The sequence below is a fragment of the Peribacillus loiseleuriae genome (assembly GCF_001183985.1).
In the GTDB taxonomy this organism is placed as follows: Bacteria; Bacillota; Bacilli; order Bacillales; family DSM-1321; genus Peribacillus; species Peribacillus loiseleuriae.
The window spans coordinates 4336609-4359601 of record NZ_LFZW01000001.1; the positions used below are offsets into that span (position 1 = coordinate 4336609).

At 39.3% G+C, this 22993-nt stretch carries 21 protein-coding genes and 1 riboswitch; all 21 genes read right to left on the reverse strand.

Going from position 1 to position 22993, the window contains the following annotated elements; all coding sequences use genetic code 11:
- Positions 1-48: 48 nt before the first annotated feature.
- Positions 49-2061 (reverse strand): ABC transporter ATP-binding protein, encoded by a 2013-nt coding sequence (locus tag AC625_RS28265; protein WP_049682897.1) that lies wholly within the window; start codon positions 2059-2061, stop codon positions 49-51.
- An 86-nt stretch (positions 2062-2147) separates the two neighbouring features.
- Positions 2148-3029 (reverse strand): ABC transporter permease, encoded by an 882-nt coding sequence (locus tag AC625_RS20015; RefSeq protein WP_053178152.1) that lies wholly within the window; start codon positions 3027-3029, stop codon positions 2148-2150.
- 86 nt (positions 3030-3115) lie between these two features.
- Complete coding sequence (locus AC625_RS20020) at positions 3116-4048, reverse strand: ABC transporter permease (protein WP_049682898.1); 933 nt, start codon at positions 4046-4048, stop codon at positions 3116-3118.
- Between the two features lie 24 nt (positions 4049-4072).
- Positions 4073-5710, reverse strand: coding sequence for an ABC transporter substrate-binding protein (locus tag AC625_RS20025; RefSeq protein WP_049682899.1), 1638 nt, complete (start codon positions 5708-5710; stop codon positions 4073-4075).
- Positions 5711-5725: 15 nt separating this feature from the next.
- Positions 5726-7060, reverse strand: a complete 1335-nt coding sequence (locus AC625_RS20030; RefSeq protein ID WP_049682900.1) for an LLM class flavin-dependent oxidoreductase — start codon at positions 7058-7060, stop codon at positions 5726-5728.
- A gap of 66 nt (positions 7061-7126) precedes the next feature.
- On the reverse strand, positions 7127-7396 hold the full coding sequence (locus AC625_RS20035) for a glutaredoxin family protein (RefSeq protein ID WP_049682901.1): 270 nt from the start codon (positions 7394-7396) through the stop codon (positions 7127-7129).
- A gap of 69 nt (positions 7397-7465) precedes the next feature.
- A complete protein-coding gene (locus AC625_RS20040) occupies positions 7466-8485 on the reverse strand; it encodes an LLM class flavin-dependent oxidoreductase (RefSeq protein WP_049682902.1) in 1020 nt (339 codons plus the stop codon).
- A gap of 144 nt (positions 8486-8629) precedes the next feature.
- Positions 8630-9535 (reverse strand): LysR family transcriptional regulator, encoded by a 906-nt coding sequence (locus AC625_RS20045; protein ID WP_049682903.1) that lies wholly within the window; start codon positions 9533-9535, stop codon positions 8630-8632.
- A gap of 509 nt (positions 9536-10044) precedes the next feature.
- On the reverse strand, positions 10045-11250 hold the full coding sequence (locus AC625_RS20050; RefSeq protein ID WP_049682904.1) for a M20 family metallopeptidase: 1206 nt from the start codon (positions 11248-11250) through the stop codon (positions 10045-10047).
- Positions 11251-11333: 83 nt separating this feature from the next.
- Entirely contained in the window at positions 11334-12197 is an 864-nt protein-coding gene (locus AC625_RS20055; protein WP_049682905.1) for a MetQ/NlpA family ABC transporter substrate-binding protein, read from the reverse strand.
- A 16-nt stretch (positions 12198-12213) separates the two neighbouring features.
- The gene (locus AC625_RS20060) at positions 12214-12864 is read right to left on the reverse strand and encodes a methionine ABC transporter permease (RefSeq protein ID WP_049683840.1); all 651 of its coding nucleotides are present in this window, start codon (positions 12862-12864) and stop codon (positions 12214-12216) included.
- Positions 12865-12877: 13 nt separating this feature from the next.
- Positions 12878-13897 (reverse strand): methionine ABC transporter ATP-binding protein, encoded by a 1020-nt coding sequence (locus AC625_RS20065; RefSeq protein WP_049682906.1) that lies wholly within the window; start codon positions 13895-13897, stop codon positions 12878-12880.
- Between the two features lie 128 nt (positions 13898-14025).
- Positions 14026-14137, reverse strand: a riboswitch (SAM riboswitch).
- Between the two features lie 254 nt (positions 14138-14391).
- Positions 14392-14949 (reverse strand): class I SAM-dependent methyltransferase, encoded by a 558-nt coding sequence (locus AC625_RS20070; protein WP_049682907.1) that lies wholly within the window; start codon positions 14947-14949, stop codon positions 14392-14394.
- 704 nt (positions 14950-15653) lie between these two features.
- Positions 15654-16478: a COG4705 family protein gene (locus AC625_RS20075; RefSeq protein ID WP_049682908.1), complete on the reverse strand. Its 825-nt coding sequence runs from the start codon at positions 16476-16478 to the stop codon at positions 15654-15656.
- A gap of 589 nt (positions 16479-17067) precedes the next feature.
- On the reverse strand, positions 17068-17298 hold the full coding sequence (locus AC625_RS20080) for a hypothetical protein (protein ID WP_156187591.1): 231 nt from the start codon (positions 17296-17298) through the stop codon (positions 17068-17070).
- A gap of 129 nt (positions 17299-17427) precedes the next feature.
- Positions 17428-17610 carry a hypothetical protein gene (locus tag AC625_RS20085; RefSeq protein ID WP_049682910.1) on the reverse strand — a complete coding sequence of 61 codons (183 nt, stop codon included), beginning with the start codon at positions 17608-17610 and terminating at the stop codon, positions 17428-17430.
- Positions 17611-18040: 430 nt separating this feature from the next.
- Positions 18041-19342, reverse strand: coding sequence for a VTT domain-containing protein (locus tag AC625_RS20090; RefSeq protein ID WP_245645051.1), 1302 nt, complete (start codon positions 19340-19342; stop codon positions 18041-18043).
- A gap of 24 nt (positions 19343-19366) precedes the next feature.
- Positions 19367-19531 (reverse strand): hypothetical protein, encoded by a 165-nt coding sequence (locus tag AC625_RS27340; RefSeq protein ID WP_180320125.1) that lies wholly within the window; start codon positions 19529-19531, stop codon positions 19367-19369.
- Positions 19532-19822: 291 nt separating this feature from the next.
- Positions 19823-21151, reverse strand: a complete 1329-nt coding sequence (locus tag AC625_RS20100; RefSeq protein ID WP_049682912.1) for an LLM class flavin-dependent oxidoreductase — start codon at positions 21149-21151, stop codon at positions 19823-19825.
- 37 nt (positions 21152-21188) lie between these two features.
- Positions 21189-21971: an aliphatic sulfonate ABC transporter permease SsuC gene (gene ssuC, locus AC625_RS20105; RefSeq protein WP_049682913.1), complete on the reverse strand. Its 783-nt coding sequence runs from the start codon at positions 21969-21971 to the stop codon at positions 21189-21191.
- 29 nt (positions 21972-22000) lie between these two features.
- Positions 22001-22975: a sulfonate ABC transporter substrate-binding protein gene (locus tag AC625_RS20110; RefSeq protein ID WP_053178154.1), complete on the reverse strand. Its 975-nt coding sequence runs from the start codon at positions 22973-22975 to the stop codon at positions 22001-22003.
- Between the last annotated feature and the right edge of the window lie 18 nt (positions 22976-22993).

The following is a 22993-nucleotide window of genomic DNA, read 5'->3' on the forward strand; positions in this document are numbered from 1 at the left end:
TTTTAAATGGAATAGCTCTGCTATTTTCCATTTGTCTCTGTATCTTGATTACGCAGGATGATGACAGGCTGCCCAATGCCCACTATCTATTTCACGGAATAAGGGCTGTTCTTCCCGACAACGAGCCGTTGCTGCAGGACAACGCGTATGAAAACGGCAGCCTGACGGAGGGTTTGCAGGGGATGGAATTTCCCCATGTATAGAAATTATCTCTCTTTGATGCCTTGGATCAGCAATCGGGATTGAACCTATAAGCCCCCTCGTATAATGATGAGCAGGATGTTTAAATAACTCTTCACTCGGAGCAATTTCAACCAACTGACCTAAATACATAACCCCAATACGATCTGAAATATGACGGACAATATTTAAGCCGTGCGCAATAAATAAATAGGTTAAATCAAGGTCATTTTGTAACTCCTGCATCAAGTTTACAATTTGTGCCTGAACAGATACGTCTAGTGCAGAAACAGCTTCATCCGCTAAAATAAATTGAGGATTGAGCGCAATTGCCCTTGCAATCGCAACCCGCTGCCGCTGACCGCCTGAAAACTCATGTGGATAGCGCTCCGAGCTGTTTTTATTTAATCCAACAGCCTCTAGGAGCTCTTGCACTCTAATCCGTTTTTCCTTTTTAGTTAGCGATTGATGGACTTGCAGTGGTTCACCAATAATGTCGCCAACTTTCCAACGTGGATTGACAGAACCATATGGATCCTGATAAATCATTTGCATATGCTTTCGCGTCTCTCGCAATTCTTTATTACTTAACTTCGAAAGATCTTGATCCTGAAATAAGACTTTCCCACCGGACGCTTTCTCTAACTGTAAAAGAACACGTCCTAATGTCGATTTCCCACTTCCAGATTCACCTACAAGACCAAATGTTTCCCCTTTTTCAATTGTAAAAGACACGTTGTCCACCGCTCTAACGAAGGATGAAGTTCCTGAAAATGTACGATTACCTAGTGGATAAAATTTACTAAGTTCTTGAATCGTAAACAACTTTTCACGAGGCTGCTCTTTTTTCCGAGGACGCTGTAGGTCAGATGTAGTCTGCAAAGTAGGCTTCTTCCAGCTATCATTCTTTACTAATTCTTCTGAATACCAGCAAGCCGACTTCCGATTATTTACATCCAATAAGGGAGGTGCTTCATTTAAGCAGCGCTCTGTCGCATACGGGCAGCGAGGATGGAACCGGCATCCGGATGGCAAATCCGATAACCCTGGAATCGAGCCTTCAATTGAAAAAAGCTTTTTACTCCGATCACTGTCGATTGTTGTAACAGACTGAAGCAGTCCATGTGTATATGGATGATGTGGCGACTCAAATAGTTGTAATGTCGTTGCCTGTTCAACAATGCCACCTGCATACATCACAATAATTCGGTCTGCCACCTCAGCTGCAATTCCCATATCATGGGTAATCAATAAGATCGACATGCCAAACTCTGTTTTTAATTCTTGAAGTAATTGCAAGATCTGGGATTGAATCGTAACATCTAGTGCGGTTGTTGGCTCATCCGCAATAAGTAAATCAGGTCCCAAAGCAAGTGCCATCGCAATCATTGCACGTTGTAGCATGCCTCCAGATAACTCATTCGGATATTGCTTTAACCGTAATTCTGCGTCCGATATGCCGACCCGCTGTAGTAAATAAATGGCACGTTTTCTGGCTTTTTCCGTGCTCGATTGTTTGTGCGCTAGGATCGTTTCAATAATTTGGTTGCCTATCGTAAACACGGGATCGAAAGCCGCCATCGGTTCTTGAAAAATCATCGCCATCTTTTTACCACGTATGGCACGTAACTCTCTTTGAGATAGTTGCGTCAAGTCAACATCATTCAGTCTAATATCCCCATCTGCTATTTTCCCATTTTCGTAATCAATCAATCGCATAATTGATTTGGATGCGACCGTTTTTCCACTTCCAGATTCTCCAACAATGCAGACCGTTTCCCCAGCTTTAATTTGAAAAGAAACATCCCGTATAGCTGTTAAATAGCCGTCTTTTGTTGTAAAGTCGACTTTCAGCTGCTGTATGTCTAGCAATTGTGACATCTGCATCCCTCCTTTTATCCCAATGTAACGAACCTTCAGCGAGGGATGAAGAGCCCCCTTACTGATGCTAGATTCACTTCATCAATCTACTTCGTTTTCGGGTCATACATATCCCGAAGTTTGTCACCAATTATATTTACGGAAAGGACAAAAAGTGTAATAGCGAGACCAGGAAATGTCGAAATCCACCATCCTGTTGTTAAATAGCCTCTTCCTTGAGCGAGCAATGCTCCCCAGTCCGGAATTTCCTTAATCACACCTAATCCAAGAAAGCTTAAACCTGAACCAACCAATATGGAAGTACCTAGGCCAATCGTTGCCATGACAAGTAATGGGGACCAAGAATTCGGCAGGATATGCCAGATTAGAATGCGCCAATTGGGAGTACCGATGGAACGGGATGCCACCACAAATTGCCGTTTTTTTATACTCATCATTTGTCCCCGCATTACCCGCGTATATCCCGGAATAGAAGAGACCGCAACCGCTAAGACAACGTTCATTAAACTCGGTCCAAGAGCAGCCGCAATGGCTAAGGCGAGCAGGATACCCGGAATCGTCATCAATATGTCAGTAAAGCGCATGAAGATCATATCCACCACACCTCCAACATAACCGGCTAACGCGCCCAGTCCTCCGCCAATCCCCCCTCCAATCAAAACGGACACAACGCCAATAATTAAAGAATCTCGGCTTCCATACACAACAAGACTAAGCACATCTCTGCCAAAATAATCTGTCCCTAGTAAGTGCAATGCACTAGGAGGACTTAAAATAAATTCTGTATGCATATGCGTAGGCGAATATGGTGCGATCCATTGCGGAAATAGCGCGCACGCCACGATAAACAGCACAATCATTCCTGCTACATAAACGAATAAATTCGAAGCCGACAAGTTTATTTTAAGCTTGATTAAATTCCATTTCGGGGCGCTCCATATAGTTTTGGAATTAATTGCCTCTTTCATCCAATGCCACTCCTTTATAAAGTAAAACTTCAATCAGTGGGGGTTTACTACCCGTTAATGCGGGATAAACGCGCACTTTCAAGGATTTAATGAGATCTTCGTACCCTTGGATCGATGACTGAGTACGATAAATCAACTAAAAGATTAATAATGACGTAGACAATCGCACTGAAAAATATCACCCCTTGAATAACAGGTAAATCTTTTGCCATAATCGCATCCGCAATAATTCGCCCAATTCCCTGTCTCGAAAAGACCGTTTCAATTACGACTGTGCCAGCCATCATCTCGCCAATATTCATGCCAATAATCGTAATGGCTGGAATGAGCGCATTTCGGAGTGCATGACGATACATGACCACCCGTTCCGACAGCCCTTTGGCACGAAGAGTAACGATAAACTGCTCATTCACCACTTCTAGCATACTGGTTCGTACCATTCGGATTATTAAACCCGCACCAACAAAACCAAGAGCAAGAGAAGGCAAGATAAGGGTTTTCCAGTCATCAGATCCCATCGCGGGAAGCCAGTTCAAATTCACAGAAAAAATCAGTATAAGTAAAATTCCAGACCAAAATGTTGGCATCGAAATACCAAACAACCCAACTAAACGAGCCAAAATATCAATCCATTTATTACGATAAATGGCGGATAGAACACCTAATGTTACCCCAATCACTATCGAAAAAATGGTACTTGTCAGTGTCAAAATAAGTGTAGCCGAAAAATGCATTAAAATTTTAGGTAAGACTGGATCACTATTGATTAAGGATTGACCAAAGTCTCCATGTAAAATGGCAGTGAAGTATTCAACAAATTGCACATAAAACGGTTGATCTAGCCCTAATTCCCTACGCAAATTTTCGATCATTTCAGGTGTTGCGACAGATGGATCTATCATTGAAAGTACAGGATCCCCCGGAAGCAAATAGATGATACAAAATACAAGGATTAAGGAGCCTAAAACCGATACGAATGAATTTGCAATTCTCACCAGCGCTTTGCTGATTAATGTCATACATACCAGCTCCTTTCCATTCTCTTATTGTCCAATACGTACATCATTGAATAGCGGATAGCCTAATGAATCGAATGTTATGCCATTTACCTTTTTAGATGCTGCTACCGTATATGGAAATACGTAAATTGGGATAATTACTGCTTTTTCAATGATGATTTGTTGCGCTTTTTTATAAATTTCTTCACGTTTTGCCGGCTCATGTTCGATTGTACCTTGCTCTAGCAATTTATCTAATTCTGGATCAGAGCCTCCACCTAACATTCTTCGCGCGGCTTCCTTTTCCGGATCTGATGTATGGTATATATCAAGCAGCGAATTTGGATCACTATTTACTTGACTGTTTCCATACAAATCGTAATCCGCATTCTGATAGATAACCGTAGCTGTATCTTTTGTAATATTAATGTCCACTGCGATTCCGATCTCTTTTAACTGTTGCTGAATGATAACGGCTATATCATTCCTTTTTTCACGGTTAGGAGAACCATCGACATAATTCAAAGTAAGTTTTTTACCATCTTTTTCGCGAATGCCATCCGAGCCTTTTTTATAGCCGAGTTCATCTAGTCGTTTATTTGCTTCATCTAGGTCCGGCTTTACACTATTTTCAAGTGATTCATCGTATCCTAACATGCCCGGTGAAAGAGGCGACCACGCTCGTTCGTAAGTCCCCATATACAATGTTTTAACAATCGCATCAACATCGATCGCAAGCTGGACTGCTTTTCGAACGTTTACATCATTCCATGGTTTATTTCTTTGATTAAAAAAGAGTGTATACGGTAAGCCGAGTGTATTTACTTGAAGCAATTGAGTTTTGGGATCATCTTTTAAAGACACAATATTTTGTGGTGGGACTGTTTCCGCTGCAAGGACCTGGCCGCTTTGTACACTGCCGATTCGCGTTGCTTCTTCTGGAATGATTTTAAATGTAATTTTATCTAGATATGGAGCTCCATCATTTTCTACAATGGAAGGTGCCCATTTGTAATCATTATTTTTTTCGACTTGAATATCTGCATTTTCTATCCAGCTGACAAACTTATAAGGTCCCGTACCTACTGGATGTTTGCCGAACTGATCTCCATCCTTCTTTGCTGCTGTTGGTGATACTATTCCAAGCAATGCCTGGCTCAAATTGCTCAGAAAAGCAGCAGAAGGTGTTTCAAGATTAATTTTGATCGTGTATTCATCAATGACTTCTGACGATTTATACGGACGAATAAGTGCCAACGCGTTTGCTGCTTTCGTTTCCGGATCTATAATTCGGTCATAGTTATACTTCACTGCTTCCGCATTAAATGGTGTCCCATCGTGGAAGGTTACATCTTCACGTAATTTGAAGGTATAACTTTTTCCATCTTCTGAAACCGTCCATTCTGTCGCAAGCCAAGGCTGAATCGTATTATCAGCTGTTTGCACAACGAGACTATCAAAAATCGTTCTAAATGCGCGGACAGACACCGCGAGTCCACTTCGATGTGGATCCAATGTATCCGGTGATGTAGCCAACGCATATGTTAGCTCACCACCTGTTGATTCCTTCCCGCTTGTATCTTCACTGTTACTCGTGCTTGCTCCATTGGAACATCCCGCTAAAAGAAGCAAAAAAGCTGTGGCAACCGTTAATGTTTTTGTCCAATTAGGCCATTTCTTCACTTAAATCCACCCCCATCATTTTTTTACTGATTCTTGTACATACCTATTGATCGGGAATGGCAAACCGAGATTACCTCGTAATGTATCGGCCTCATATTCCGTCCGGAACAGTCCTCGTTTTTGCAGAATAGGCACAACATGATCAGTAAAATCTGTCAGATTGCTTGGAATGCTAGAAGAGATAATAAATCCATCCGCCCCGCAGGCCTCAAACCACTCTTGAATAAGATCTGCTACTTTGGACGGAGTTCCAATAAACGGAGTACGCGGTGTCGCTTCCCTTAGTGCAACTTGACGAAGTGTCAGATTCTGCTCTTTCGCCTCTTGTTTAATTCGATCTGTACCACTTTTAAAGCTATTTTGTCCTAATGCACCCAATTCCGGGAACGGTTCATCTAATGGATATTGAGAGAAATCGTGATGTTCAAAATATCTTCCCAAATAGGCAAGTGCTTTATCGATTGTCATCAAGTTCGCAATTTCTTGGTATTTTTGTTCCGCTTCTTCCTCCGTTTTACCGACGATCGGTCCGATCCCTGGCAAAATTAGAATCTCATCTGGATTCCGTCCGAAAGCAGTAGCCCTGCTTTTAACATCTTGATAAAATTCTTTAGCCTCTTCTAATGAAGGATGGTGTGTAAATATAGCATCCGCTTCTTTTGCTGCAAGATTTTTACCATCTTCTGAAGAACCTGCTTGAAAAATGATTGGGCGCCCTTGTTGTGAACGAGCAATATTAAGCGGGCCTTCCACAGAGAAGAATTCTCCTTTATGATCCAGTTGATGGAGCTTTTCAGGATCAAAAAATACACCGGTTTCTTTGTCTCTGACAAATGCATCATCTTCCCATGAATCCCATAAGCCTTTCGTGACTTGAATATATTCAGCAGCGATTTTGTAACGTTTTGCGTGATATGGGTGTTCTTCAATCGATTTACTGAAGTTTAATGCCGTTTTCTCAAGAGGAGATGTTACGACATTCCATCCCGCACGTCCCTTACTAATATGATCAAGTGAAGAAAACTGACGTGCAACATTGAACGGTTCGCTATATGATGTAGACAGGGTTCCGGCAAGACCAATTCGTGAAGTAACAGCAGCAAGAGCCGATAGAATAGAAATGGGTTCAAAACGATTTAAGAAATGGGGAATCGATTGCTCATTAATATGCAATCCATCTGCTATAAAAACAAAATCAAATTTCGCTTCTTCTGACTTTTGTGCTTGATACTTATAAAATTCAAAATTTACACTCGCATCTCCTTGAACTTCTGGATGTCTCCATCCTGAAATATTGCCACCAACGCCATGTATGATCGTTCCCAATTTCAATTTTCTTTGTTCGGACATTTTCATTTCCCCTCTCACTAATTATGATTATTCATATGAAATTAGTATGTTTTATTTATAAAAAAATTAGTTAGTTTGTAAATATGGAGCAAGCACCTTTTCAAGATGACTAATTCCAATTTCTGTAACCCCTTCATACATACCGTTCTGACCAATTTCAACTACAGGTACATGACGAATACCATATTTAGCTTCTAAAATATCGCGTCGTTCATCGTGATTTGTCACATCAATGGTTTGATAATCCACCTGTTTTTCTTCTAAAAATTGTTTGACCTCTGCACAATAGTGACATCCTTCTTTTGACCATACAACTACATTTAATGATTTTGACATAATAAATTCCTCCTCTAACTTTAAATTCTTGATTTCTTAAATGAGCTTTCGGGCTATCAAACAGCTTTGTTACAAAATATACTCTTCTTCATTCTTTTTCTCTTCAGAATATGTCGGACTTAATAATTGAAACGTCCGGAATCGTTCTTCTTTTGTTTGAACCGGTGAATGCAAAATAAACTCATCCACTTGATATGTGTTATGAAGATGTGCTAACTCTTCTTTAATAAATACCGGTGTTCCGGCAATGATGTTAGCCTCTTGTTCAGACACTTCATATGGCTCACCTGCTTGACTACCAAACGTCTCCGCTTGTTTTGCCGACTGAACGGTTACCGTGCGGCCGCTTTTGAGATGAACTTTAAACAGTTTGTGATCCAAAGCAAGCTGTTCGGCTTCTTGCTTGGAAGGGGCAGCTATAACTGCAACCGATACTAGAAGACGCCCTCGTTCGTTTCTAGCATGAAACGCATTGGCAGCTTCTTCAAGAACGGAAATGTCGCTGTTAATGAAGCGAGCAAACACAAAATTCCAACCATATTTAGCGGCTAATTTAGCGCTCTCTACACTTGCACCAAGCAAATAATTTTCCGGTTTTTCCGGCGGAACCGGTAAAGCTTGAATGCCAGAAAGTGAATGGTTTTCGTCGACTGAATTTTCAAGCAATTGGTTCAAAAAAGAGAGCCGTTCTTCAAAATCTTCACCATCATTCACGGTTCCAAACTGAAGTGCTTTTGACGATAACGGCAGGCCGCCTGGTCCTTTTCCGATTCCGAGATCTACCCGTCCTGGAGCTAGTGTAGAAAGGACATGAAAGTTTTCAGCTACTTTATACGAGCTGTAATGCTGAAGCATAACTCCTCCTGACCCAATACGGATCGCATTTGTTCGAGCAAGAAGATAGGAGATTAATACTTCCGGTGATGAACCTGCCAACTGTTCCGTGTGATGATGCTCCGATACCCAAAAACGCGAGTAGCCCCATTCTTCCGCTTTTTGAGCGAGATGTACAGTTTGCTGGAGTGCTTCAAACGGTGATGCTCCTTTTTGGATTGGACTTTGATCTAGCAAACCAAGCTGATACCCCATATGCACTTTCCTCCTATTTCCAATCCATACTTTTCCGGTACGAATAATCAATTTCAATTCTGAACTATATCCTACCACCCCAAACAGCCAAAAGGCAATACTTCCAGTGATAGAAAGATTTATTCGATTCATTCAAAAAATCTATCAATCTGGTTGAAGTACTCGTTTAGATTCGTTCTCTTTGAACTTTTTGATAGATAAAAGAATGTCTTCCCACAAAAAAGGAATGTCCGCCCCATAGTATGTTCCGTGAATATGTTGTTTTAGCATCAGCAAGTGATCAACATTAATTTCTACAAGTTGACCGGACTCCAGCTCCCTTTTAATACATAAGTAAGGTAAAAAACCAATCCCACTGCCAGATTGAATCAGTGATTTTGCTACTTCAAGATGACCGACCTGAAATTCGATGCGCGGTTCAATATTCGCTACTTCAAACATTTTATGAACAAGGTTCCAGTTAAACGCACCACATTCAAAAAATACCATTGGTTCACCTGCTAATTGCTGTACGGACAATTTCGAAGCCGATTGAAGCGGATGGCCCGGTTTTACAACGAGTCTTACGGAATTATCAAGAAGGGGTTCTTGCTGTAGCGCATTGTGTGCGATTTCTTTCATAAACGCCACATCAATTTGTTTCCGGAGCAGCTGATCCATCAAGGCATCATTAGACGCTGAAATGAATTTAAAGCGAATATCGGGATTAGCCTTTTTCCAGAGTGGCAGTGCAAATGGAATAAAATATTGGGACGTAATAAGATTAGCGCCAATAACGACCTCATCCTGATCCGTTTCTTTTTTCAATTTCTTCTTCCCTTGTTGCAATGTATGGATAATCTGCTCGGCGAACGGAACGAATTCTTTCCCTTTTTCCGTCAACACAATCCCTCGCCCTTGTCGTTCAAATAATTCGATGTCTAATTCTCGCTCCAATGTTTTAATCCGTGCTGTAACCGTTGGCTGTGACAAAAACAACGCCTCTGCTGCTTTATGAATACTACTGAAATGGACAACATACATGAAAGATTCAATGTGGTCAATGTTCATTTTCTAAGCTCCTTTCCCCGAAGTACAGACAAAAAAGATGCCATACTCTTATAGCGTTTAGAAAAGCCAATGCGGATTCATCATTTTTGGTGAAGTGAGGTTGGGTAAATTGTCCATATTACCCCTTCCCTTTTTGCATTACTATCTAAATCGTCTGTTCTTTTCTAGGCATATAATTTCCTAAAATCCTCATATTCTAGCTTTTTAGTACATATACCCGTTTATCTATGCAAACAGCGATTGAATATCCAGCTATCCTCTACACGTGAACTATCCACCACTTAATTTCATACAAAATTTGAAGTGGGAGTCTTCACGCCTGAAATGATAAAAGACTTTGACTCCTTGCATATATGCAGCTAAGGAGCAAAGTCTCTGGTGGTCTAGTAGTAAACGCAAATAAAAAGTCTACTTGTATTTATATTATTCCGATTAAACCCATTAATCAAGTTCGAATTTAAAAAAACAACTATTATCTTATAAAGTTGAGCTTCCTTTCCGTTTCAGATTTATGCTTGCTCTTGTTGCTTTGCTTCAAGAAAAGCAATTTTTACTTTGTTCAGTAATTCTTGATCAGTAAGTAACTTATACCCAGCAAATGCCAAGGCTTTAGCACCGGTAAGGATGGCATGATTCCCCTGATCTGACTTCGCACATTCACGGAATTCATTGGTGTGAGCAATTAGATCATCCGGGCCAATTTTAATAAACGGATGAGCAGTCGGCACAACATGGCTGACATTTCCAGCGTCTGTTGAGCCATACCCAGTTGTTTTTCGAGGAATTACCGTCTCTCCCAATTGGGTTAACTCTTCTGCCAATAAGTCATCTAAAACCGGATTGATGATAAAATTAAAAATTTCATTTTGAAATCGTTCAATTTTGACGGTGCTACCAGTAGAAAGGGCTGCACCTTTAGCGATATTTTGAATTTTTTCAGATACGTTCTTGCACTTTTTCCATGTTTCAGCTCGAATAAAGAAGCGGGCTGATGCATATTCAGGGATAATATTGGGGGCATCGCCACCGTTTGTAATAATGCCATGAATTTTTACATCGGAGGGCAATTGCTGCCTGAGAGCCCCAATGCCATTAAACAATTGAATGACGCTATCGAGCGCATTGATTCCTTGATCCGGTGAAGCCGCTGCATGGGCTGCTTTTCCGTAAAAATGAAATTCAAGCGGATCGACAGCAAGAAATGGGTTCGTCACACCTGTTTGTCCTGACGGATGAATAATGATGGCTGCATCGACGCCATCAAACAATCCTTGTTTGACATAGCTTCCTTTTGCACTTCCATTTGGCCCGCCTTCTTCTGCCGGGGTACCAAATACAATCACTTCCCCACCTGTCTCCTCGAGAACCTTTGCAAGTGAAATTCCGGCTGCGACACTTGTTGTACCAATAATATTATGACCGCAAGCATGGCCGAGCCCTGGCAATGCATCATACTCGGCTAGAAAAGCGATTGTTGGGCCTTCTTTTGATGACCTTTTTCTCGCGATAAAACCCGTCTCATGGCCAGCAATATCACGTTCCACATCAAAGCCCGCTTCAACTAGTAAAGCCGTTAGCGTATTAGAAGCAAAATATTCTTGGTTGCCGATTTCAGGATTCGCATGAATTTTTTGACTTGTTTCAACATACTTATTTGCTCGTAATTCAAGATCTTCTTCAATGATTTGCAAGTGAACTTCCTTAACAATAGTCACAGTTTCTTGCCCCCTTCTAATTAGAAAGAAGCCAGATAAAGTTTCGTTATCTCTATTTGGCTTCGACTTTATTTTGTATCAGTTTATTTAGCAGCAGGTTTCGTCCAAGCATCTTTATAATTAACCAGCTCGTCTACTGAAACGTATGCCGGAATCTGGCTTCCTTTAAACGTATCATCTATGAATTGTTCTACCTTTTTGGATTGATAAAGCTCCACTAATTTCTGTAATTCCGGACGGTCTGCATTCCCTTTTTTCACAGCAATAATATTAATATATGGTTTAGCTGTAGCATTTTCATGGAATAAAGAATCCTCTAATTTTAAGCCTGCCTCCACGGCAAAGTTATTATTAATAACAGACGCTTCCACATCATCTAAGAATCGCGGTGTATTGCCAGCTGCCACTGCTTCAAACTTCAAATTCTTCGGATTGGTTGCAATTTTATTTAATGCACCGTTTCCATCAAAATCCTCAACTAACGTAATCAAACCCGCTTCTTGTAAAAGTAATAAGGCACGTCCAAAGTTCGTTCCTTCATTTGGTACAGCAATTGTTGCACCTTCTGGCAGTTCCTCAAGCTTCTTATATTTTTTTGAATACAACCCCATTGGAGCAATAACCGTCGCACCGATTGCTTCTAAATCCAACTTTTGCTTTTTAATAAATTCGTCAAAATAAGAAACCGTTTGAAAGGAATTTGCATCAATCTCCCCTTCAGCTAATGCTAGATTCGGCTGGATATAATCATTAAATTTAACGAGCTCAATCTTCAACCCTTCTTCTTTAGCGATACCAACGATATAATCCCATGTTCTTGTATCCCCACTACTAACGCCGACTTTCACTGTTTTTTCACCATCTGCATTGCCTTTTACTTCATTTTTTCCACATGCTGACAAGACAGCAAGTGCCAGTATTAAGATTGCAATTAATAATTTCTTCATTTTGTTTTTCCCCCAATTATCTTCTTCTGATTTTTTTTGACACGATATTTCCAGTTGATTGTAGTAATTGAACGATAACGACAAGGGCTGCAACCGTGACAATCATGGTCATCGTATCGAAGCGTTGATAGCCATAACTTAAAGCAAGATCACCCACTCCCCCTGCTCCAACTGCTCCGGCCATTGCTGAAGCGCCGACAAGACCGATTGTTGCTGTTGTAAACGTAAGAACCAACGAGCTAAGTCCTTCTGGAATTAAAAAGCGAAAAATAATCTGCCATGTCGTCGCTCCCATTGCTTCTGCCGCTTCAATAATTCCTTTATCTACTTCCAAGAGTGAATTTTCCACAAGGCGAGCGATATAAGGCGCTGCATAAAAAATTAAGGGAACGATTGCTGCATTTGTGCCAATCGCTGTACCGACTACGAATCTAGTAAACGGAATAAGTGCAACTAGTAAAATAATAAATGGAACAGACCGTAAAATATTAATAACGGGGTTCAAAACATTGAATACCCACTTATTCTCCAAGATATGACCGTTCCTAGTTATGACAAGTAAGATTCCCAGCGGAAGTCCAATCACAACTGAAAATAATAGGGATAAGGCAACCATATAAAGCGTATCACCAAAACCAGTTAACAGCTGCTCAGCCGTAATTTCCATGCCCCATAATGTGTTATTCATGTATTCTCACCTCCTGTACAAGAATATTTTCAGCTTGAATATAATCGTATGCTTTCTTAATCTCGCTTTCTTCTCCTGTCACTTCAATAATCAAATTACCAAAAGGTGTTTCCTGGATTTCCGAAATATTGGCTGACAACACATTTAAATCGACATCAAATTGTTTGGCAACTGTAGATAATAATGGCTTGCCTGAATTTGCTCCAATAAAATTAATTTTCCAGATAATCGGATTTCCTGCCGCCTGGCTTTTAAAACTTTTGGGAATTTCATCATGGATTACTGTTCGGACAAAATTTTGGGCAATCTCCGTCTGCGGTTTAGCAAATACGTCAAACACAGGACCTTGTTCAACAATCCTGCCACCTTCCATGACCGCCACCTTATTACAAATTTCGCGAATGACCGACATTTCGTGGGTAATTAGCAAGATGGTGATGTTATATTCCTGGTTCACTTTCTTTAATAGCTGTAAAACAGCACTTGTCGTTTGTGGATCGAGCGCTGATGTTGCTTCATCGCATAATAGAATCGAAGGATTGGTTGCTAAAGCACGTGCAATGCCGATTCGCTGCTTTTGACCACCAGACAGTTGCTCTGGATAATTTTTCGCCTTTCCTAAAAGACCCACAAATTCCAATAGTTCATTAACTCGTGTCTGAATTTCTTTAACAGGTGTACCTGATAAGATGAGCGGCATCGCTACATTATCAAAAACGGTCTTTGAGTTCAGTAAATTAAAATGTTGGAAAATCATGCCGATTTTCTTCTTCTCCGCTCGTAAATCTTTCGGCTTTAAAGAGGTCAACGCCTTACCATTTACCAAAATTTCCCCTTCTGATGGACGTTCTAGTAAATTGACTAACCGAATCAATGTACTTTTCCCAGCACCGCTATAACCAACAACACCGAAAATATCGCCTTTTTCCACGATTAGATCGATCCCTTTCAACGCTTCGACCGTTTGTTTCTTCGACTCATACCTCTTTTTTACATTTTGAAATTCAATCATCTACTCTCCCCCATGTTGTTCCTTTTCAAAGCTGTAATACGAAAAAGCCTCTTCCATCATTAGACAGAAGAGGCTTACTTAGACAAATTAAAAGAATATACTTCTATTAGTTATCTAGCAAAGGCTTCTTCTTATCTTTCAAACTTTCGTTCGTTGGATTTAGCACAGTATTTTTACAAAAGTAAAAACCTGTTGCCGAGGTTTCATAGGGCCAAGTCCCTCCACATCTCTTGATAAGAAATATCCATATATAATTTTTATTTTCTCTACTATATAACTTAATATTTAAAATGTCAATTAAATTCTAAAAAATCTGTTTGTTATGACCGAGAGGCTCGCCCATAATGAAAGGGTCAGACCCACATTTACTATAACCGTTTATCTATGACATATTAAACGAGCTATAGAATATGAGGGCAGACCCTTTTTAGATAGTCTTGTCTTAATGTAGTTTTTAAAAAAAGAATCGTTAGTTCGGCAATCTTCTATATACACTAGAAACTGCAAGTAAATACATAAGCCGGTGGAACATTCCAATATACCTTTTTAATTTGAATGTTACCAAAAAAGGTACGAAAGAAGTTTTGTTTCATTTTTGAATATTGAAACGTGATAAATTTACCTTCTTCCCTTAAGACTTTATTCGTCTGTTTTAAAATATTGCGGGATATCATGAGGGGGAGGCTTGTAAATGGTAGTCCTGATACTACATAGTCCACTTTAGAGATCGCATACTGTTCCTTGATTTGTGCCACATCTTCTGCAGATCCATGAACAATATACACCTTGTCCATTTGTTTATATTTTTCTTTTAGTATCTTATAAAATGATTCGTTTACCTCAATAACTAAAAGGATGGTTTCTGGATGTTTCTTCTTTATGATCTCTTCTGTAAATACACCCGTTCCCGGTCCATACTCAATGATACATGTTGCTTCTTCAAAGCAGATAGGTGCTACCATCTGTTTTGCCAGTTGTTTAGAACTTGGAATCATAGCTCCCACGAAACGCGGATGTTTGATATATTGTTGAATGAAACGAAAGGCGTTCATTTAAATCCCTCTCTTTATATGCCCGTCAAAGTATATTGTGTCCAGAAAATTTGAATATACAGTGGGAAAATCTTAAGAATTTTTAATAAAGATATAATGAGGCATCTTGTTAGGTATTTAATTACATGACAAAATTCATGATAAAGTGAAATTTCAATCAGTGGGGGTTTTCTTCATCCCCCACTGATTGTTAGTCCCGTTCTAGTATCGCTAAAATCTCCGCTACCACGTAGATAAGGCCATACTGCGAACCCAATTGGTTCAACTATACCTTTGAAGATCACAAAGGTAAGTTTCACTGTATCTCACCAATCGGGCTTTTACGAGCAGTTATCCCCCACCTAGATTTACACATTTACACTTGTACCTTGAGGTGGGGGTCTAACTGCCCGTTAATGCGGGATAAATGGTGACGTATTAACGCCAAATTCGTTTTGTATGCAAACTTATTTAATGATCATTATTCTTTTATGAAGTTTGTGTACCTCAGGCTTGTGGTTTTCCGATCGGCCACTTCAGATTCTGAGTCACCATGGACAAACTTGCATGAAACCTAATATTTATGCCTTCATAGATTGAGATCTACACCTTATAGACTACACCCATGTTGGACCCGCATAAAAAAAGGGCTGATCCTTGTTTGAATCAACTCCTTATAAAGACTTTTCCTATTATTTACCGTTTCAAAAATATCAGCTTGTTCTTTAGTCTTCTGATCTCAAGCGCGAGTTCTCATCGATTTTCGTCTTGGTCAAGTAGATGACCATAACGAGGATGACTACGAGGAAGATTGCGCTAGTTCCCATCGTACCCAGACCAAGACCACCCGCATGGCGAGATTGTGATAGGTAGTCGCCAAGAGAGGCGCCAAAAGGACGGGTTAAGATGTAGGCAATCCAGAAGGCCAGCACTGCATTCATCTTAAAAACGTAGTAAGCAATGGTCACTACCCCGATTATTGCAGCGAACATTAGCGCTGAATTCAAGTACCCTAAATTGAGCCCCTCTGCAATGAAGTCACCGGCTGCAGTCCCCAAAGCGAAGGTAAACAGGATGGCTAACCAGTAGAACGCTTCCCTCTTGGTCGTATAGATAGAGTGAATGGACAAAGTCTTTTCACTCGCGTACCAAGCAGCAAAAGTTGCTAGCATCGCGAGGCCGAAGATGATAGTGGTCGTCATCAGTGCGACCCCATAGTTATCCACAAGATTGTCTGTGACGAGTGTGCCGACAACGCTTATAAGCACGACTGTAAGCCAGTAGATCCCTGGCACATATTTCTTCGCCCTGAACTGAAAAAATAGCGTGATCAGAAAGAGAACAGCCATGATAAATGTCGTGTTTGTCAATCCCCAGTGCAGGTTAAAATTTAGAAAGTCTGCAGCCGTCTCCCCCACTGTGGTTGCCATAATTTTGATAATCCAGAAGTATATCGTGACTTCTGGAACTTTGCTCAACATTTGTTGGCCTCTAGAATGGGAAGCCAGGGCTTCATTAGAATTAGATGGGATTTTTGCCAATGGATTCATCTCCTTTTTTACTTAGAACCGGTAAATAATGTCGTCAAACTCCCTGCTTTTCATATTCTGTAAGGAAATTCATCATACAATATTCACATGAAAATTTAATGAAAATACGATTAAAATTACTTAAGAACTCCACTAAAAAATTGGAGTTGAAATAAGCTCATCACGAATGAAGTCCACCTGCACACAATCGATTGTCCCAAATTCTCCAATTATATTGCCCATTTCAATGAATAATATAACAATCTAGTTTACAATGTGTTATTGCTGCTAAAAAGGTCGGAATATTCAAAAAATAAAATTTGGATTACAGTATGGATAAATATAACCCTCGTAAAATAGGCCACACGCTTTAGTACATGGAAAAAAGATTTATGCTAAATCGACTGAAGGCTGTATTAAGCTGATATAAAATGAAGTTGAAAAAGAATGATTTCTAATTTATAAACAAACATACGTTCAAATTCTCATCGAAAAAAAAGATAATATTTATTTTTTTCACTAGTTTCATAGCTGGCCATCTATTTCCATTGAATAGAAATATTCAAATACGTAAACAACCATTAAAATGATCTACCTGCATAATCTTCCTTTATTTTTTGGCCAGTACTTCTTCGACTAAGTAACTAACCTCATTTTTGATAAATTGATCAAAGATGTTCAGTGTTTCCCCCTTTTTAAGTTTCTCTTGAAGTGAATGGATAAACATACGATTTCCTTCATCTTGAATTTCATCTAGCAAGGATTCTAAAAAATTTATGAGTATTGACTTTTGTTTAGTGTTCCATTCTTCATCTAATGTAATCCCTTGTCCCTGTTCCATTGTAAAGGATCCTTTTCCATACGAAATAGAAGACAAATGATCAATTCCTTCTATCTCTTTTGGATTACTTACTAAAAAAATGCTGGATTTCCCTATGTGTATATCAAAATTACCATTTATTTCAGTATTTTATTTGGAAAATAGTGTAACTCTTTCTTGTGAATAACTCATTGTATTTATAAAGTTCACTACGGTTAGATGAACGTTCAACGCAACTTCAATGGTTGTGTCGTTCCCAAAATCAACTAGCCTCAATATTCCTTTCTGAATTAGGATTTCTACTCCCTTAATGGATATTTTAAAAATATTCATAGTTCATCCTCCAAACTACTTTCTCTCAATCTAAGTTAACTGGGTAAATGATACTTTTTCCTAAATACAGCACTTTATATCCCTAAAGTGAAACTTCAATCAGTGGGATTTTGCTCCCATGAGAATAACCATTTTCATCCTTGTAGGTGAAGCGTTGCATCATGGATGGCTGCCCGTTAATGTCGGATAAACCTACAAGCTGAAATCCACTTAAAATCACATTAAATTTAATGAAAATGAGATTTGATTTTATTAATTATGATATTTAAGCAAGTTTCTCAGAAAAAAGGACCCTACAAACATCTACATATTAAACGAATGATATTTCACAAAAAGCAGGGATACCATCGAAACTGAACTTAAAAATTAAGGGTATGATGAATCGATGCCAGTAATCCCTTAACCCATTTTTTTGAGTGATTCTTTTAGTTTAATGAGCTCCTTTACCCACGCTTCTCATTAATCGAAAAATCTCCAGCAGAAGAATATTAAGCCCTAACCATACTCCACCGAACACGTAACCGGCCGCAACATCACTAGGGAGTTGAACTTCCAAAAATAAACGACTGGTCGCAGTGAGAAATAAAATAACGAGTCCAGCTATAGGAACAAATGTATGAATCCAAACTTTTCCTGTAGTACGTACTAAAATAAAAAAAACAAACCCGTAAATCACAAAAGTCATTAATGATTGTTCACTTGGAAAAGAGTAAAATAGCTGATCCGTAAACGAATGATCAAGTGGTGAGAGTTCATGAAAAATTCCCCTTAAACTTTCCTCGTACACTTCACCGCCACCTACTACAATCGCAAGGGATAATAACTCAAAGATTTTATCTCTACCTCTCCATAAAATCCAAAATAGAGTGAGGATAATAAGCATTAAAAGAACCTGTCTAGATCCCATTAATGAGAATAGTAGCATGACTTTCGTCCAGTCTTTATTAAAAGTTAAAGGTATTAATAAATCTACAACCTCGTTAAAATCCTGAAATTCATTCCCCAGAAAATCCTGTATCATACCAATCATAAGAATAATGAGTCCCAATGTTAAGATAGCTGTAATTGATATAAGAAGACCCACTTGTTTCCGAGAATGGAATACATTCAAAGTCAGATTTATTATCTTAATCGCTGTATCTTTAATCTCTACTTTATACTTTTTGTATATATAAATTGTTGCTAATATAACAGCAATCACAATACTTCCTATAATGAGGTACTTTTTAACTGAACTATGAAACTGCTCCCATTGTGGACCCAATATCTTGCCTAGAGTGATAAACACCGTAACCCACAGGAACGCCCCGCTATACGCAAACAGTGCATACGTACGAAAGGGTATCTGGGTAATTCCTGAAAAATACCCAGTAATATGTCTGACCCCAGGAATGAAATAGGCAATAATCAATAACTTATTACCATGCTTACTAAACCATCGGGATGTTTTCTCGATTCGCTCCGGCCCCATATGAAACCGATGTCCGTGTTTCTCGACAAAAGGAGTTCCTAACTTATAACCTATCCAATAAGCAAGGCTCATTCCAATGGAGGCTCCAATTCCAGCAATTAATATGCTAAGCATCCAGCTTAAATGACCTTGGTATACAAGAAACCCACTGTACCCCATAAAGACTTCACCAGGTAACGGAAAGGCAATCATTTCTAGCATGAGCGCAATAAATAATACAATGTATCCGAACTGGTCAATATAAGTTGTAATATTACCCACAGTTCGTCCTCCTTTTTTGTACTATTATGCCCTTGCTACTTGAAATATAGTAGACGGTTCAAATGAGTGTGACGGAATATTGTTCGTTTTTTGGTCCAGGATCCAAGTCATGACTTCCACCATTTCTTTCGGTACTTCCAACTCTATTTCCTTTTGATAAAGTTGGATGGACTGCTCCCAGCGATTCATTTTTTTAGAATCCTTTAAAATAGCGAGCATTTGTTCTTCCAATGATTTTTGCTGGTCAAGTTCAAATATTAGCCCACGTTTTTTTAAGAATGAAAAAACCTGTATTATCAATACAGGATTTGATCAAACTCTATTCAAAATTATCAATCATTATTATTAACAACCAGACTTTGTTATAAATTATCAAACTTTATTTTACATCCACACTTAATTCAATTGTATTCACCATCCTCTACAATGAGAATCAGAGCTTCTATAACGTTAATAGCCAGCAGCATATGAACGCCATAACTATACTCTGATCTGCCTTTTATCAAATTGGGCTTCAGGTTCAGGCAAACCCAAATTTTCTCGTAATGTTTTACCTTCATACTCTGTTCTAAACAAACCTCTATGCTGTAATACGGGGACGACTAACTCTACAAAATCATTGAGGCTTGCCGGAAAACTTGGGAGCATAAGATTAAAACCATCAGCTCCTTTATTCACAACCCACTCCTCTAACTGATCGGCGATTCCTTCCGGGTCGCCAAATATGATCCGATGGCCTCTAGAACCTGCAACATGCAAATAGAGTTCCTTAATCGTAAGGTTCTCTCTTCTTGCTAGATTGATGAGCAGTTCTCGCCGGCTCCGATTTCCATTCGTTTCTGGGATATTTTCTGGCAATGGCTGATCTAACGGATAACCAGAAAGATCAAATCCACCCAAGTATTCAGATAGAAGATCTAGCCCAACTTCGGGGACGATAAGTTCCTGAAGCTTCTGATATTTTTCTCTTGCTTCCTGTTCTGTGTGCCCGACAAAAGGGGATAGACCCGGCATTATTTTTACATCGTCTGGTGATCTACCGTATTCGATTACTTTTTCTTTTACCGTTTTATAAAAAGCTTGTGCCTCTTCTAATGTTTGTTGAGCTGTAAATATAACATCAGCTGTCTGTGCCGCTAAGTTCATTCCTTCTTCGGATGACCCTGCCTGGATGATAATCGGTCGTCCTTGAGGAGATCGAGAAGCATTTAATGGTCCCTTTACAGAAAAATAACTACCTTGATGATGGAGAGTGTGTAATTTATCCGGATTAAAGTAGACACCAAATGCCTTGTCTCTGACAAGCGCGTCTTCTTCCCAACTATCCCAGAGTCCTTTAACGACCTCGACAAATTCTTTCGCCCGATCATAACGAAGACCATGGCTTAAATGACTTTGCTGATTAAAGTTGCTTGCTTCTGTTTGATAATAAGAGGTTACAACATTCCATGCAGAACGTCCGCCGTTTATATGATCTAGAGAAGCAAATTTCCGTGCTATATGAAACGGTTCATTATAGGTCGTTGTGGCAGTTGCAGCTAGACCAATATGGGTTGTAACCACAGATAGCGCTGCTAACAAAGTAAGGGGTTCGAATCTAACAAGTTCAGCTGGATGGGATAGACCGTTAAAGGATAGCCCATCACTTAAGAAAAGCATATCCAACTTTCCTTTTTCTGCAATCTTAGCAATTTCTTGATAATGTCGGAAATCCTCACTGGCATCCGCTTGAACATGGGGATGCCTCCATGATGCAATATGATGGCCAGATCCCATAAGGAATACGCCTAATTTTATTTTCTGCCCCATCTCCAACTCTCCTTTACTTGTGATGCCTTCATCTTATTTATTTCTTCTGATAAACTGGATTCCATTTAAGCAAATACTTTTCAAGTAGTTTAGCCAATGAATCGGCAAGTTTACCAAGCAATGCATACAAAACAATGGCTAACACCACAATATCTAATTGCATAAATTCGCGGGCATTCATGGCCATATAACCAATTCCAGAACTTGCAGCAACCGTTTCAGCAACAATTAAAGTTAACCACATAACCCCTAAGGCATAGCGCAGACCTACCAAAATAGAAGGTAATGCTCCTGGAAAAATAATCTTTGAAAATAATTTCCACTTTGAAAGACTGTACACTCTCCCCATCTCAATTAACCCTCTATCAACAGAGCGAATCCCATGATAGGTATTAATATAAATTGGGAAAAACACACCAATCATCACTAGGAAAATCTTAGCCTCTTCGCCAACTCCAAACCATAGAATGACAATCGGTATTAAAGCCAAGTGTGGAATGTTTCGAAACATCTGAATCGTCGCATCTAAATACCTTTCCGCAACCGGAAAAATCCCATTTAAAAGCCCTAAAAACAAGCCAATTCCTCCGCCGATCATAAAGCCAACAAATGCACGTGTAAAGCTTACGCTAATATTTCCTACAAGCTCTCCGTTTGCAGTAAGTTGTATTCCTGCTTCTATTACTTCAATGGGCGACGGCAATACTTTTGAAGATATCCAACCGGTAGTTGATAGCCATTGCCATAGTACTAATAATAAGAATGGTAAGATCCAAGGAGTCGCTTTATCATACGATTTTGCCCAATTATTCTTTTTCATTTTCTACTCCTTCCCACGTAAGGCTTACTTCATTCCTTCTTATCCGGATACCATACATGATCTGCAATTTTAACTCCTTGATCGATTAATTTTAGTTTCAATAAGTCATCGGCTTCAGCCTGTAAATCGTTAACGGCTTCTTGCTCCATAAAATGGACATCAGATTCTTTTCTTCCGAGCACCTTTTCCCACGTTTCTGCGGGAATATTCGTTTCTTTTTCCAATAATGTAGCTGCTTCTAGCGGGTTTTCATTAATCCCTTTTCCTGTATCCGCAATATGATGGACGATTTTCTTAATGATTTCTGGATGTTTTTCAGCTAGCTTTGAACTGCTAAAATAAAACGATCTCAAAGGAACGATCCCTTGGGCATCTTGTAAAATAACATTGCCTTTACTTTCAGAGACGGTCATATAAGGATCCCATACGACCCAAGCATCTACTTGACCTTGTTCAAATGCAATACTAGCATCAGGTGGATTAAGATACATCGGCTCAATATCATTAAGAGTTAGTTCAACAGATGCTAGAGCTTGATTTAACAAATACTGAGCAATTGAAGCTTTATTAAAAGCAATCTTTTTTCCTTTTAGATCCTTTAACGATTTAATCGAAGAGTCCTTACTAACCAAAATCCCCTCCGTCTTAGGAGAAGAAGGTTCACTGGCAATATATTTGAAATCACTGCCTTTAGAAAGGGCAAAGATCGAAGGGATATCCCCTGCACCTGCAATGTCGATACTTCCCGCATTTAATGCTTCTAAAATAGAAGATCCTGTGTTAAATTCAGACCATTCCACTTTATAACCAGACTCCTTCAAATCCTTTTCCAGTAATCCTTTATTTTTCAACAATAAAGAAGTACCGTTCTTTTGGTACCCAATTCGAAGTTCCTTACTCGTTACATTTGATCCAGTAGCTTTTCCGCATGCCGTTAATAACAGCATGGCGATAATAAGGCTGATGAACAAATAAGGTTTTTTCCCTTTTTTTATATATTCCATTTAAATTCTCCAATCATA

Excerpts from the sequence above, each read along its gene's own strand:
- AC625_RS20040 (WP_049682902.1), bottom strand. The coding sequence starts at position 8,485 with ATGGGGTATCAGCTTGGTTTGCTAGATCAAAGTCCAATCCAAAAAGGA.
- AC625_RS20065 (WP_049682906.1), bottom strand. The coding sequence starts at position 13,897 with ATGATTGAATTTCAAAATGTAAAAAAGAGGTATGAGTCGAAGAAACAA.
- AC625_RS20020 (WP_049682898.1), bottom strand. The coding sequence starts at position 4,048 with ATGACATTAATCAGCAAAGCGCTGGTGAGAATTGCAAATTCATTCGTA.
- AC625_RS20035 (WP_049682901.1), bottom strand. The coding sequence starts at position 7,396 with ATGTCAAAATCATTAAATGTAGTTGTATGGTCAAAAGAAGGATGTCAC.
- AC625_RS20070 (WP_049682907.1), bottom strand. The coding sequence starts at position 14,949 with ATGAACGCCTTTCGTTTCATTCAACAATATATCAAACATCCGCGTTTC.
- AC625_RS20080 (WP_156187591.1), bottom strand. The coding sequence starts at position 17,298 with ATGGAACAGGGACAAGGGATTACATTAGATGAAGAATGGAACACTAAA.
- AC625_RS27340 (WP_180320125.1), bottom strand. The coding sequence starts at position 19,531 with ATGAATCGCTGGGAGCAGTCCATCCAACTTTATCAAAAGGAAATAGAG.
- AC625_RS20055 (WP_049682905.1), bottom strand. The coding sequence starts at position 12,197 with ATGAAGAAATTATTAATTGCAATCTTAATACTGGCACTTGCTGTCTTG.
- AC625_RS20045 (WP_049682903.1), bottom strand. The coding sequence starts at position 9,535 with ATGAACATTGACCACATTGAATCTTTCATGTATGTTGTCCATTTCAGT.
- AC625_RS28265 (WP_049682897.1), bottom strand. The coding sequence starts at position 2,061 with ATGTCACAATTGCTAGACATACAGCAGCTGAAAGTCGACTTTACAACA.
- AC625_RS20110 (WP_053178154.1), bottom strand. The coding sequence starts at position 22,975 with ATGGAATATATAAAAAAAGGGAAAAAACCTTATTTGTTCATCAGCCTT.
- AC625_RS20075 (WP_049682908.1), bottom strand. The coding sequence starts at position 16,478 with ATGAATCCATTGGCAAAAATCCCATCTAATTCTAATGAAGCCCTGGCT.
- AC625_RS20030 (WP_049682900.1), bottom strand. The coding sequence starts at position 7,060 with ATGTCCGAACAAAGAAAATTGAAATTGGGAACGATCATACATGGCGTT.
- AC625_RS20060 (WP_049683840.1), bottom strand. The coding sequence starts at position 12,864 with ATGGAAATTACGGCTGAGCAGCTGTTAACTGGTTTTGGTGATACGCTT.
- AC625_RS20085 (WP_049682910.1), bottom strand. The coding sequence starts at position 17,610 with ATGAATATTTTTAAAATATCCATTAAGGGAGTAGAAATCCTAATTCAG.
- ssuC (WP_049682913.1), bottom strand. The coding sequence starts at position 21,971 with ATGAAAAAGAATAATTGGGCAAAATCGTATGATAAAGCGACTCCTTGG.
- AC625_RS20015 (WP_053178152.1), bottom strand. The coding sequence starts at position 3,029 with ATGAAAGAGGCAATTAATTCCAAAACTATATGGAGCGCCCCGAAATGG.
- AC625_RS20100 (WP_049682912.1), bottom strand. The coding sequence starts at position 21,151 with ATGGGGCAGAAAATAAAATTAGGCGTATTCCTTATGGGATCTGGCCAT.